General features: G+C 53.4%; 15 protein-coding genes. All 15 read left to right on the top strand.

Translation table 11 applies throughout. From position 1 onward, the window contains the following. Window positions 1-23: 23 nt before the first annotated feature. The 15 genes from DW089_RS02200 (at window position 24) to rseP (ending at window position 12,721) form a co-directional block, all read left to right on the top strand. Entirely contained in the window at window positions 24-977 is a 954-nt protein-coding gene (locus tag DW089_RS02200; protein ID WP_105325726.1) for a nitronate monooxygenase family protein, read from the top strand. A 12-nt stretch (window positions 978-989) separates the two neighbouring features. Next, the gene (fabF, locus tag DW089_RS02195; protein WP_105325725.1) at window positions 990-2,237 is read left to right on the top strand and encodes a beta-ketoacyl-ACP synthase II; all 1,248 of its coding nucleotides are present in this window, start codon (window positions 990-992) and stop codon (window positions 2,235-2,237) included. 11 nt (window positions 2,238-2,248) lie between these two features. Beyond that, window positions 2,249-2,947: a ribonuclease III gene (rnc, locus tag DW089_RS02190; RefSeq protein ID WP_105325724.1), complete on the top strand. Its 699-nt coding sequence runs from the start codon at window positions 2,249-2,251 to the stop codon at window positions 2,945-2,947. A gap of 58 nt (window positions 2,948-3,005) precedes the next feature. After that, complete coding sequence (locus DW089_RS02185) at window positions 3,006-4,004, top strand: elongator complex protein 3 (RefSeq protein ID WP_105325723.1); 999 nt, start codon at window positions 3,006-3,008, stop codon at window positions 4,002-4,004. Next, complete coding sequence (locus tag DW089_RS02180) at window positions 3,985-5,190, top strand: alanyl-tRNA editing protein (RefSeq protein WP_105325722.1); 1,206 nt, start codon at window positions 3,985-3,987, stop codon at window positions 5,188-5,190. Before DW089_RS02185 ends, DW089_RS02180 begins: the two co-directional genes overlap by 20 nt. Window positions 5,191-5,356: 166 nt before the next feature. After that, a complete protein-coding gene (gene rpsB, locus DW089_RS02175) occupies window positions 5,357-6,106 on the top strand; it encodes a 30S ribosomal protein S2 (RefSeq protein WP_105325721.1) in 750 nt (249 codons plus the stop codon). Window positions 6,107-6,139: 33 nt separating this feature from the next. Then, window positions 6,140-7,021: a translation elongation factor Ts gene (tsf, locus tag DW089_RS02170; RefSeq protein ID WP_105325720.1), complete on the top strand. Its 882-nt coding sequence runs from the start codon at window positions 6,140-6,142 to the stop codon at window positions 7,019-7,021. Window positions 7,022-7,134: 113 nt separating this feature from the next. Further along, the gene (gene pyrH / locus DW089_RS02165; RefSeq protein ID WP_105325719.1) at window positions 7,135-7,860 is read left to right on the top strand and encodes a UMP kinase; all 726 of its coding nucleotides are present in this window, start codon (window positions 7,135-7,137) and stop codon (window positions 7,858-7,860) included. Then, the gene (gene frr, locus DW089_RS02160; RefSeq protein ID WP_105325718.1) at window positions 7,860-8,423 is read left to right on the top strand and encodes a ribosome recycling factor; all 564 of its coding nucleotides are present in this window, start codon (window positions 7,860-7,862) and stop codon (window positions 8,421-8,423) included. Before pyrH ends, frr begins: the two co-directional genes overlap by 1 nt. After that, window positions 8,423-8,671 carry a hypothetical protein gene (locus DW089_RS11565; RefSeq protein ID WP_105325717.1) on the top strand — a complete coding sequence of 83 codons (249 nt, stop codon included), beginning with the start codon at window positions 8,423-8,425 and terminating at the stop codon, window positions 8,669-8,671. Before frr ends, DW089_RS11565 begins: the two co-directional genes overlap by 1 nt. Next, entirely contained in the window at window positions 8,655-8,828 is a 174-nt protein-coding gene (locus DW089_RS02150) for a 4Fe-4S binding protein (protein WP_105325716.1), read from the top strand. The genes DW089_RS11565 and DW089_RS02150 overlap by 17 nt, the downstream gene beginning before the upstream one ends. A gap of 66 nt (window positions 8,829-8,894) precedes the next feature. Further along, window positions 8,895-9,686, top strand: coding sequence for an isoprenyl transferase (locus DW089_RS02145; protein WP_105325715.1), 792 nt, complete (start codon window positions 8,895-8,897; stop codon window positions 9,684-9,686). A 9-nt stretch (window positions 9,687-9,695) separates the two neighbouring features. Continuing rightward, window positions 9,696-10,526 (top strand): phosphatidate cytidylyltransferase, encoded by an 831-nt coding sequence (locus tag DW089_RS02140; RefSeq protein ID WP_105325714.1) that lies wholly within the window; start codon window positions 9,696-9,698, stop codon window positions 10,524-10,526. Between the two features lie 12 nt (window positions 10,527-10,538). Beyond that, on the top strand, window positions 10,539-11,711 hold the full coding sequence (locus DW089_RS02135; protein WP_105325713.1) for a 1-deoxy-D-xylulose-5-phosphate reductoisomerase: 1,173 nt from the start codon (window positions 10,539-10,541) through the stop codon (window positions 11,709-11,711). After that, window positions 11,705-12,721: an RIP metalloprotease RseP gene (gene rseP, locus DW089_RS02130; protein WP_105325712.1), complete on the top strand. Its 1,017-nt coding sequence runs from the start codon at window positions 11,705-11,707 to the stop codon at window positions 12,719-12,721. The genes DW089_RS02135 and rseP overlap by 7 nt, the downstream gene beginning before the upstream one ends. Window positions 12,722-12,728: the final 7 nt, after the last annotated feature.

Raw genomic sequence — 12,728 nt, 5'->3', positions numbered from 1 at the left:
TGATCTGAAATGGGGGATTGTTGTTGAAAGTGCCAGTGCTGAAGATTGGTGAAAAAGTAGCAACTATGCCTATCGTTCAAGGCGGTATGGCTATCCGCTTGTCCACGGCGCGGTTGGCGGCTTCGGTGGCCAATGAGGGCGGTGTGGGACTGATCGCTGCTTCTGGTCTGCCCTTTGATGAGCTGCGTAAAGAAATCCGTCTTGCCAGAAAGTTATCCAATGGCAAGGGAATGATTGGTATCAATGCAATGGTTGCCGCCCGTGAATTTAAAGGGCTGATAACGACTGCAGCCCAGGAAAAAGTCGACTTGATTGTGGCTGGGGCTGGTTTTTCCAGAGATATGTTTTCTGTCGGCAAGGAATATGATGTTCCTATTGTGCCGATAGTTTCTTATGCCAAATTAGCGAAAATAGCAGAGCGTCTGGGCGCTTCCGCTGTAGTGGTGGAAGGAACGGAGGCCGGTGGCCATCTGGGAACTCAGCGTTCGATTAAAGATATTTTGCCGGAAATCCTTTCGGTAGTGAAGATTCCCGTCATTGCAGCCGGTGGTGCTGTGGATGGCTATGATGTGGCAGAATTGCTGCAAATGGGAGCCAGCGGGGTTCAGATGGGCAGCCGGTTTGCTGCCAGTGAAGAATCCAATAGTGCGCCCATGCTGAAACAATTTTATTTGAAAATGACCAAAGATGATGTGGTTCAGATAGATAGCCCGGTGGGATTTAAAGGCAGAGCCTTATTGAATCCGTTCTCCAAGGCGGTATTGGAAGGTCATCCAACCAAGCCATTTAGCTGTGACAGCTGTCTGAAACATTGCTCCCGGAGTTTCTGCATTATTAAGGCTCTGACCCGGGCGCAGCAGGGAGATCTGGAAACAGGCCTGGTGTTTACCGGTGCAAATATGTGGAAAATTAAGGAAATTCTTCCCGTCCACGAGATCTTCAGAAGATTACGGGAAGAACTGAACAATTCTAAATAAGAGGTGATCCTTTTGAAACGTAGAGTGGTTGTGACCGGTGTTAGCGCCATTACTCCCATTGGTATTGGTAAGGATGAATTCTGGAATAACCTGATTGCAGGCAAATCCGGGATCGGCCTGATCACGCAATTTGATACCACTGACTTTTCCTGCAAAATTGCCGGGGAAGTTAAGGGCTTTGATTTCTCCGAATACGGCGACCGCAAGGAAGGCAAGAGAATGGACCGGGTTACCCAGTTCGCTGTTGCCTGCGGCAAAATGGCTGTAAAGGATGCTGACCTGGACCTGAGCAAGGAAGACGCTGTCCGGGTAGGTGTCTGCGTTGGCACGGGTATTGGCGGTATCCATACTTTCCTGGATGCAGCCAACAAATATGTAACCAAGGGCCCCAGCAAGATCAGCCCGTTCTTTATTCCTATGGAAATCCCCAATATGCCGGCTGCCCAGATTGCCATTGACCTGGGTGTCAAGGGCCCCAACACGGCCATTGTAACGGCCTGTGCTACGGGTTCCAACTGCATTGGTGATGCCCTGCGCATTATCCAATACGGCGATGCCGACATTATGCTGGCCGGCGGTACGGAAGCTGCTATTTCTCCCATTGCCGTGGCTGGTTTCGACAATATGAAAGCGCTGTCCCGGAACAATGAACATCCGGAAAAAGCCTCCTGCCCCTTCGACAAGAAGAGAGACGGTTTCGTTATGGGTGAAGGCGCCGGCATTATTGTTCTGGAAGAACTGGAACATGCCAAGAAGCGCGGTGCCCATATCTACGCCGAACTGGTGGGCTATGGCTACAACTGCGATGCTTACCATATTACCGCTCCGGATCCCAGCGGCGAAATGCCTGCTGAATGCATGCTGGCTGCCATCAAAGATGCGGGCCTCACTCCGGATGATGTGGACTACGTCAACGCCCACGGTACTTCCACCCATCGGAACGACCTGAACGAAACCCTGTGCTGCAAGAAAATCTTCGGCGACCGGGCCAAAGACGTTCCCATGAGCTCCAACAAATCCATGACCGGTCACCTGCTGGGTGCTGCCGGCGGTGTGGAAGCTGTGGCTTCTGTACTGACCATTGAAAACGGCATTCTTCCTCCCACCATCAACTATGAAGATGTGGATACGGAAGAAGGCCTGGATCTGGACTACGTGCCCAATACGGCCCGTAAAGCAGAAGTCAATGTGGTACTGTCCAACAACTTTGGTTTTGGCGGTCACAATGCCTGCATCTGCTTCCGCAAATACCAGGACTAAGGGTTCCTGTGATGGAAGAAAAACGGCGTAAGGAGCTTGAGGAGTTCTGTCAGGGTTTGGGTATGACCATGCAGGACCTGGGCTTACTCAATACGGCTTTGACCCATACCTCCTATGCGTATGAGGCCAAGGTAAAACCCCGGCCAGAGCATAACCAGCGTCTGGAATTCCTGGGGGATTCCGTTCTCAGTCTGGTGGTCAGCACCCATCTGTACCGCCACTATCCCCAGCTGGATGAAGGGGAGCTTTCCAAATTCCGGGCCTTTCTGGTCTGTGAGGAAACTCTGGCACAGCTGGCTACGGAAATGCAGCTGGGTAAGCACCTGCTGCTGGGCAAAGGGGAACTGAACCTGGATGGGGAGGAAAATCCTTCCATTCTGGCAGACGCCTTTGAATCAGTACTGGGTGCCTATTATCTGGACCAGGGTTTTGCCCAGGCCACAGAGCTGTTAAACCGTCTGCTGATCCAGCGGATTCCCGAACTGACGGCCAACGGAATTGACCGGGACTACAAGACCCGGTTCCAGGAAGTGGTTCAGGAACATGGACCGGTGGATATTGTGTACGAACAGGTTTCCGCCGATGGTCCCAGCCATAACCGCACGTTTGTCATGCGGGTGCTGGTGAACCAGGTAGAGCGGGGACGGGGCCGCGGCCGGACCAAAAAGGAAGCCGAGCAGCGGGCTGCCCACGAAGCATTAAAAAAATAGGCTGAAGGTGTTCCAATTTCGGTTGGAGCACCTTTTCTTTTAGGAAGAAGGCGTTAACATGATACTGCCCGTATTCATTCCCCACCTGGGCTGTCCCCACCAATGTGTGTTTTGCAACCAGAGGACCATCAGCGGGGAAACGGAAAGCGGCCTGGGGGGGGCCCAACGGCAGCTGGCGGAGCTCAGTACCTGGGTGCGGCCCAGCCTGGAAAACCAGCTGGCCTTTTACGGGGGTTCCTTTACGGCCCTTGACCTGAAGCTGCAGCAGGCCCTTTTGGAGCTGGCCGAAACATATCGGGCCCAGGGTCTTTTTGGCAGCCTCAGGCTTTCCACCCGGCCGGACGCTATTGATAACCAGGAACTGGCTTTGCTAAAAACCCATGGGGTCACAGTGGTGGAATTGGGGGCCCAGTCCCTGGACGACCGGGTGCTGGCCCTAACGGAACGGGGGCACAGCGCCAGGGACGTATGGGAAGCCTCCCGGCTTATCCAGGCAGCGGGCTTTACCCTGGGGCTTCAGCTGATGACGGGGCTGCCGGGGCAGGACCGGGAAAGTCTGCTCCAGACCCGGGACCAGGTGCTGGCGATTCACCCGGAACTGGTACGGATTTATCCGGTGCTGGTAATCCAGGGCACGCCTCTGGCTGCGGCGTACCGGCAGGGCAGCTATCAGCCCCAGAGTCTGGAGGACGCAGTGGAGGAGAGCACCCTGCTTTACGACGCCTTTACTGGGGCCGGCATTCAGGTAATCCGCTTGGGCCTTCAGCCGGACAGGGAACTGTGCGCTCCCGGGCATATTCTGGCAGGGCCCTTCCACCCGGCCTTTGGGGAACTGGTGAAGTCCTACTCCATTCGTCTGAAAATTCTCCGGCAGATTGCATCTCTGCCCCCAGGAAACTATAATATGGTTATTACCTGTCCCAAAGGGCTGGAATCCATGGTCAGGGGCCAGCACCGGTCCAATCTCCGGTATTTTCAGGAGGAGCTGGGCCTGCCAGTAACTCTGGAGACAGGAGAAAAATTAGAGGTGAGGTTCTATGACCGAGAAACTGTATGAAACGGATTCCCTGTTAAAAGCATGTGATGCGGTGGTCATCTCCTGTGAACCCAAGGACGACCATTACGAAGTGGTCCTGGACAAAACGGTGATTTTCCCCGAAGGCGGCGGTCAGCTGTCCGATCAGGGCACGATTAAGGGTGTTCCGGTTTACTACGCCTCTGATGCAGCTGGGGAAGTGCGGCATTATACCCACAGCCCGCTGGAAGCTGGACAGAAGGTCCATGTGGTTCTCAACTGGGACCTGCGGCTTGACCGGATGCAGCAGCATTGCGGCGAGCATATGCTGTCCTATGCTTTTTGGAAAACCTGCGGGGCCAACAATGTGGGCTTCCATATGAACGAAGAAAGTGTTTTCATCGACCTGGACCAGGAAATTGACGAGGAAAAGGCCGCCAAGGCGGAACTTTTTGCCAACCAGGGCATTTGGGAAAATGATCCTATAACGGTCCATTATTTGCAGCATACGGAACTGGATCAATACCCCCTGCGGAAAAAGAACGAAAAGCTCCGGGGCACCATCCGGCTGGTGGACATCAAAAACGGGGATATCTGCACCTGCTGCGGCACCCATCCGCCCTATACGGGAATGGTAGGCGTTATCAAGATTATCCGCTTTGCCAAGCATAAGGGGGGCTCCCGGATCGAATTCCTCTGCGGCAAGCGGGCACTTGCGGCTATGCACCAGAGAAATTGCATTCTGGAAGAAACCAGCAATTTTCTGTCGGTGAAGACGGAGGAAGTGCTGCCGGCGGTGCAAAAGCTGCATCAGGAAATTGTTGACCTGAAGGGGGCCCTGCGCAGCAAAAACCAGGAGCTGCTGGAGCTGCAGCTGCCGGCCCTGCTTGCAAAGGCACCGGTATTTGGGGCTGGCACCAGGCTGCTGTTTATGACCCTGGAAGGCTCCAGTGCCGACGGGAAGAATGCCCTGAAGAAGTTGTCCTCCCTGGAAAATGTCCTGTGCTGCATTTTGGTAAAGGACGGCGCCCGGGTGATGTACCAGTTTGCCGTGAGCCCGGGTGGCTCCGGGGACTGCAAGGCTTATTGCCAAATGGCCAACCAGCTGTTTGGAGGCCGGGGCGGGGGCAAGGCCCAATCTGCCCAGGGCGGGGGCGAAGCCGGCGAGGACTGGCTGGACAAGGCGGAAACCCTGAAGCAGGAAATTTTGCAGGCAGTGCAGGCCTAATGAAGGCCGAAAACACTCTTGCAACTTTTGGAACACTTATGGTATAATCTAGAGCGGTTGTGAATTCACAGCCCCATTAAACACACACGCAGCGTCAGAACGCGGCTGTCCTCGGAAGGGGTTAAGCGAAAAATGAGCTGCGGAGGAAAAACAGGAGGAAAGAAAAATGGCAATTGTATCCATGAAACAACTTTTAGAAGCAGGTGTGCATTTTGGTCATCAGACCAGACGTTGGAACCCTAAGATGGCTCCCTACATCTTCACCGAAAGAAACGGCATCTACATCATCGACCTGCAAAAGACCGTTAAGAAGGTAGAAGAATGCTACAACTTCCTGCGTGAACTGGCTGCCAATGGCGGTACCGTTCTGTTCGTAGGTACCAAGAAACAAGCCCAAGGCGCTATCAAAGAAGAAGCTGAACGTGCTGGCCAATTCTATGTAAACGAAAGATGGCTGGGCGGCATGCTGACCAACTTCAAGACCATCCAAACCCGTATCAAACGGCTGCATGATCTGGAAAAAATGGAAGAAGAAGGCACCTTCGACGTTCTGCCGAAGAAAGAAGTTATCGTTCTGCGCCATGAAATGGAAAAATTGGAAAAATACCTGGGCGGTATCAAGAACATGAAGAAGCTCCCCAGCGCTCTGTTCGTTATCGATCCCCGCAAAGAACATAACGCTATTCTGGAAGCCCGTAAACTGCACATTCCTATCGTAGCTACCGTTGACACCAACTGCGATCCGGATGAAGTTGACTACCTGATGCCTGCCAACGACGACGCTATCCGTGCCGTACGCCTGCTGACCAGCAAAATGGCTGATGCCGTTCTGGAAGGCAAAGCCAGCGCTGTGGATGAAGAAGCCGTTGCTGCTGAAGAAGAAAACGCTGCTGAAGAAGCTGCTCAAGAAAACTAAGATAAATACATCCATTATACAGGAGGAATACTGATGGCAATTACCGCAAGCTTAGTAAAAGAACTGCGTGAACGTACCGGTGCCGGCATGATGGACTGCAAAAAAGCCCTGACCGCTACCGATGGTGATATGGACAAGGCAATCGACTACCTGAGAGAAAAAGGTCTGTCCAAGGCTGCCAAGAAAGCCAGCCGCGTAGCTGCTGAAGGCATTGTTGACGCTTACGTTGACGAAGCTAACAAAATCGCTGTCCTGCTGGAAGTCAACTGCGAAACTGACTTCGTGGCCAACACCGATGACTATAAAAACCTGGTTCTGTCCGTGGCCAAACACATCGCTGCCAACAAACCGGCTGATGTGGCTGAACTGGCAAACCAAACCTTCCTGGGCACTGACAAGAAAGTCAGCGACGTAATCACCGAAGCCATTGCCAAAATCGGCGAAAAAATCGACATCCGTCGTTTCACCGTTTACGAATATGGCAATGACACCGTTGGCCATTACATCCATGGCGGCGGCAAAATCGGCGTTCTGGTTGAACTGGAAGGCGGCGACGCTGAAGTTGCCAAGGACGTGGCTATGCACATTGCTGCAGCCAACCCTGCTTACCTGGATCGTACCCAAGTTCCTGAAGCTGAACTGGATCACGAAAAGGAAGTTCTGTCCGAACAAGCTAAAAACGAAGGCAAGCCTGAAAAAATCATTGAAAAAATGGTTCTGGGCCGCATTCAGAAGTACTACAAGGAAGTTTGCCTGGTTGACCAGGAATTCATCAAGGATCCGGATAAATCCATTGCCGGCCTGCTGAAGGAACACAATGCCAAAGCCAAGAGATTCGTTCGTTATCAATTGGGCGAAGGCATTGAAAAGAAACAGGAAGATTTCGCTTCTGAAGTAATGAGCTTCGTAAAATAACGACCTATAAGAGAACACTTAATGGTGTTCTCTTATTTATTAAGCTTGCATGAAGCGGCAAATTCAAATATAATAGCAAATAGACAACGGAGTTCTGTAGGAGGTAACGTTCAGTGTCGGCAAATAGAAAGTTCAAGCGCGTAATTTTGAAACTCAGTGGTGAAGCCCTGGCAGGCCCTAAAGGCTACGGGATTGATCCTGTTACGGTTGACAACATTGCAGCACAGATTCAGGCTGTACGGGAAAGCGGATTGGATGTGGCAGTCGTTAACGGCGGCGGCAACATCTGGAGAGGTCTCTCCGGCGCTTCTGAAGGCATGGATCGGGCAACGGCCGACTATATGGGCATGCTGGCTACGGTCATCAATTCCCTGGCACTCCAGGATGCTCTGGAAAACCGCGGGGTTGCTACCCGGGTGCAGACGGCCATTGAAATGAGAGCCATTGCAGAACCGTACATCCGGCGCAAAGCCGTTCGTCATTTGGAAAAGAACCGGGTCGTCATTTTTGCGGCAGGCACCGGGAACCCTTATTTCTCCACCGATACTACAGCTGCCCTGCGGGCTGCTGAAATCGAAGCAGACGCCATTTTGATGGCCAAGAAGGGTGTGGATGGTGTCTATGACAGCGATCCTGCCAAAAATCCCAATGCCAAAAAATTTGACCATCTGGAATACATTGAAGTGATTCAGAAAAATTTGGGTGTCATGGATTCTACCGCTATCAGCCTGTGCATGGATAACCACATTCCCATCGTTGTGTTCAACATCGACAAGGAAGGCAATATCCTGAAAGCAGCTGCCGGCGAAGAAATCGGAACCCTGGTAGGAGGATTTTGATGGCAACGATTGAGGAACTGCAAAAAGAGACCGAAGGAAAAATGGACAGAGCCATTCAAGCTCTGCTGACTGAGCTGGCCGCTATTCGTACTGGCCGTGCTACTCCTTCTTTGCTGGATCAGGTAAGGGTGGATTATTATGGAACGGCAACCCCTGTGAACCAGGTAGCCAACGTTTCCGTGCCCGAACCCAGAATGATTGAAATCAAACCCTGGGACAGAGGCCTGCTGAAAGATATTGAAAAGGCCATTATGACCTCTGATTTGGGTCTGAACCCCAGCAACGATGGTACTGTAATTCGCCTGAACCTGCCCATTCTGACGGAAGAACGCCGGAAGGATCTGGTGAAGGTAGTCAATAAAAAAGGGGAAGCCAGCCGGGTTGAAATCCGCAACATCCGCCGCGACTTCAATGACGCCATCAAGAAACAGGTAAAGGCCAAAACCATTACCGAAGATGACGCCAAGGACGCAACGGAAACTTCCCAAAAACTTACGGACAAGTACATCAAGAAAATTGATGATATTTTGGCCAAAAAAGAGAAAGAAGTTATGTCGGTGTGATGGAACTCTCCAAGGAAGTCCCGGATCTTCTGGCCCGTCCTCTCCCGTATGCTCTGGAGGTTTTGGAGCAGCAGGGCTGGCAGGTACAGGTGGTGCGGGCAGAGCCCTATTTTCACCGTGCTTCGCAAGTCTGGCAGGATGATCACGCTTATGTGTTGAAGCAGTGCATACTGTCTGACCATACATTACAATTAATTGTTGGTTGCAAATTTGAAGGGAGGTGTACTCAAGATGGCACACAAGATTAACCAAGACGATTGCATCGGTTGCGGTTCCTGCGCAGGAACTTGCCCCGTTGGTGCAATTTCTGAAGACAACGGCAAGTATAAAGTTGATGAAGCTAGCTGCATCGACTGCGATGCTTGCACCGGCGCTTGCCCGGTAGGCGCTATTTCTGCTGAATAAGCTGATAGCGGATTGCGCAGCCCGCGTTATGCAGGCTGCGCAAATTTTTTTATAGGGGGAAACGGTATGCTGAAAAAATTCTTCGGAAAAACGAATACTCTGCCGGAACTGCCCGACTACGGGTCTGTAGACCTGTCCAAGCTGGACGGAAAAAGAATCCCCCGGCATGTAGCCATCATCATGGATGGCAATGGCAGATGGGCCAAAGCCCAAGGCCAGCCCCGTACCTTCGGCCATGCGGCAGGGGCCAAGACCCTGCGCAAAATTGTAAAATTTGCCGATAAGCTGGGCATTGAGATTTTAAGTGTGTATGCCTTTTCCACGGAAAATTGGAAACGGCCGGTTACGGAGGTTCGCTTCATTATGGAGCTGCTCAGCCGGTATCTGACCATTGAACTGGAGGAGTTCCATCGCTACAACGTGCGGATTCGTTTTATGGGAAGCCGTGAAGGCTTGCCGCCGGTGGTGCTGGAAAAAATGGATCATGCCCTGGAAGTGACCAAGAACAATACGGGCATCATCTTGAATATTGCAATCAATTACGGCGGGCAGCGGGAAATCGTCAGCGCTGTGCGGGAAATTGCCGCACTGGTAAAAGACGGTACCCTCCAGCCGGATGATATAAATGAAAAAACGGTTGAAGACTATTTGAACACCCATGGCCTGCCTGCTCCGGACCTTTTAATCCGGACGGGGGGAGATCTGCGGGTCAGCAATTTTATGCTGTGGCAGATTGCCTATGCTGAACTTTGGACGACTCCTGCCTATTGGCCGGATTTTTCCGAGGAGATGCTGGTAGAGGCAGTGGGCAGCTTTCAAAAAAGGGACCGCCGATTTGGCGGCTTAACCAAGGCATAAGAGGCGAACATGGGACAAAGAATACGAACTGCGATTGTGGCCATTCCCATTGCTTTGTTTTTGATTAAAATGGGTGGTTTGTTTTTTGCGGCCGGGGTGCTGCTGCTGGGCCTGGTGGGCTGGCGGGAATTTGCCCGGATGCTCCAGGCGGCTGGCTTTAAGGTCTATGCCCTGACGGGCTGCCTGGGTACGGCTCTCCTGATACTGGCGGCCGGCCTGGGAATTAAAGCATTGCTGCTGCCCCTGGTGACCCTGTTTTCCCTTTTGGTAATGCTGGAAGGTCTTTATTTCTATGAGGAAGGCCATTGGCCGGAGAAGGTAGGACTTACCTGCATGTCCCTGGTCTATTTGGGCCTTCCTTTTGCCCATTTTATCCTGCTGAGGGAAATTACAGGACCGGTGCATACCATTCCTGTGTGGGGCGCCATGAGCCTGGGAGAAGCCCTTTTGTGGGTGGTGATGTTTGCCACCTGGGCCAGCGATACCTTTGCCTATTTTGGAGGACGGCTTTGGGGCAAGACAAAATTGGCTCCCAAAATCAGTCCCAAGAAGACCCGGGAAGGGGCCCTGTGCGGCTTTATCGGCTGCGTGGCTACGGTGCTGCTCATGGGCTGCCTGTGGCTGGGGTATGGGCTGCTGCCCATGCTGGTACTGGGCGTCGGCATCGGGATTTTCGCTCCTTTGGGAGACCTGGTGGAATCCATCTTGAAACGCTCCTGCGGCATCAAGGATTCTGGGAACTTCTTTCCCGGACACGGGGGCGTGCTGGACCGGTGCGACAGCCTGATTTTCTCCGTTCCCTTGGCCTACTATTTTATTACCCAGCTGCTGCTAGGGTAAAAGGAGTCGCCTATGAAGAATATTGCAATTTTAGGGTCCACGGGTTCTATTGGAACCCAGACCCTGGAGGTAGTGGCAGCCAATCCTGAGCGCCTGAAAGTAGTGGCTCTGGCTGCCCATAGTAACGTGATTTTAACGGCCGAACAGATTCGCCTGTTCCAGCCGGCCCTGGCCTGCCTGACGGATCCGGAAGCGGCGGCTCAGCTGGCCAAGCTGGACGTGGGCAAAACGGAAATCCTCTCAGGTCAGGAGGGGCTCATGGCCGTGGCTACCTACAGCGGTGCCGATACGGTGCTGGGGGCCATGGTGGGCTACGCAGGGCTGAAACCGACCCTTGCCGCCATCGCTGCCGGCAAGAACATTGCCCTGGCCAACAAGGAAACCCTGGTGGCGGCTGGCAGCCTGGTAATGGCTGCGGTAAAGCAGCAGGGGGTAGGGCTTACCCCGGTGGACAGTGAGCACAGCGCCATTTTCCAATCCCTTCAGGGGAACCAGCATAAGGATATCAAACGGATTCTCCTGACGGCTTCCGGCGGACCCTTCCGGGGGAAAAGCCGGAAAGAACTGGAACAGGTCACGGTCAGCCAGTGTCTGAACCATCCTACCTGGAGTATGGGCACCAAGGTGACCATTGATTCCTCCACCCTGGCCAACAAGGGCCTGGAAGTGATTGAAGCCCATTGGCTGTTTGATACGGCTTACGACAAAATTGTGCCGGTCATCCATCCCCAAAGCATTGTCCATTCTCTGGTGGAATACTGCGACGGGGCTGTGATTGCCCAACTGGGAGCAGCGGACATGAAGCTGCCCATCCAATATGCTCTGAGTTATCCGGACCGGTGGCCCGTGGCCTTTGACCAGCTTGACCTGGTGAAGGCCGGGAACCTGACCTTTGAAGCGCCGGATACGACGGTGTTTCGGGCTCTGCCCCTTGCCATTTCGGCAGGGAAGGCCGGGGGCATCCTGCCCTGCGCCTTTAACGCTGCCAACGAGGTGGCAGTAGCTGCTTTCCTGAAGGGGCAGATTTCCTTCCTGGAAATCGCCGACCTGATTGAACAGGTGCTGGAAAAGACTCCCCAGCAGTCGGTTCAGTCCTATGAAACCATTGTGGAAGCGGACCGGAAAGCCCGGGAAACCGCCGAAGCCTGGGTGGCCCGGAAAGGCCGGGAGGGAATCCCTTGCTGACAGTTTTGGCAGCCATTGTGCTGTTTGGTGTACTAATTACCGTGCATGAACTGGGCCACTTTTTGGCAGCCAAGGCCACGGGCATGCTGGTGACGGAGTTTTCCGTGGGCTTTGGCCCGCTGCTTTACCAGCGTCAGGTGGGGGAGACCCTGTATTCTCTGCGGATCATTCCTTTCGGGGGCTATAACCGGATTGCCGGTATGGAGCCTGGGGAGGAAGACTTGCCCCGGGGCTTTGGCAGCCGTCCCCTGTGGGCCCGGATGATTACCATCTTGGCAGGACCCTTTATGAATTTTCTGCTGCCAGTGGTGATTTTCTTTGGCATGTATGCCCTCTCCGGCATTGATATTCCCGTGGACCAGCCCATTGTGGGCTCCACCATGGCCGGGTATCCTGCTGAGCAGGCCGGCGTCGTGCCTGGGGACCGCATTGTGTCCATTAATGGCGTCAAGCTTACCCAGTGGAAGGAAATCAGTGAGCAGGTGCAGGCCAGCGGGCCGGTGCCCAGCAAGCTGGTGGTGGAACGGGGCGGCAAGGTACAGAACCTGACCCTGAAGCCCCAATACGAAAGCGAAACCAACCGGTATCTGATTGGTATTACCCCCAAACTGAACCATAAGGACCTGGGCCTTGTACAAAGTGCTTCTACGGCGGTGAAGGCAGTGAGCCGGATTACCGTGGGAATGCTGCAGGGCATCAAGCTGATGGTCACCCGCAAGGTATCGGCAGAGCTTTCCGGACCTATTGGGGTAGCCCAAATGGCTGGGGACGTAGCTGCCCAGGGCGCCATTCCTTATTTGGGCTTTATGGCGTTTCTCAGCATCAATCTGGCGGTTTTAAACCTGCTGCCCATTCCTGCCCTGGACGGAGGACAATTCCTGGTCCTTGTGGTGGAAGGCCTGCGGGGCAAGCCGCTGGCACCCCGGGCCAAGGGTATTATTCAGATGATTGGTGTAGGCTGCATCCTGTTTTTGACCATTTACGCAACGCTCCACGATTTGATTCACTAAAGGAGGT

Origin of the sequence: Acidaminococcus sp. AM05-11, from assembly GCF_003472805.1 — a bacterium.
Classification (GTDB): Bacteria; Bacillota; Negativicutes; order Acidaminococcales; family Acidaminococcaceae; genus Acidaminococcus; species Acidaminococcus hominis.
This window is presented reverse-complemented; position numbering and strand designations above follow the sequence as displayed.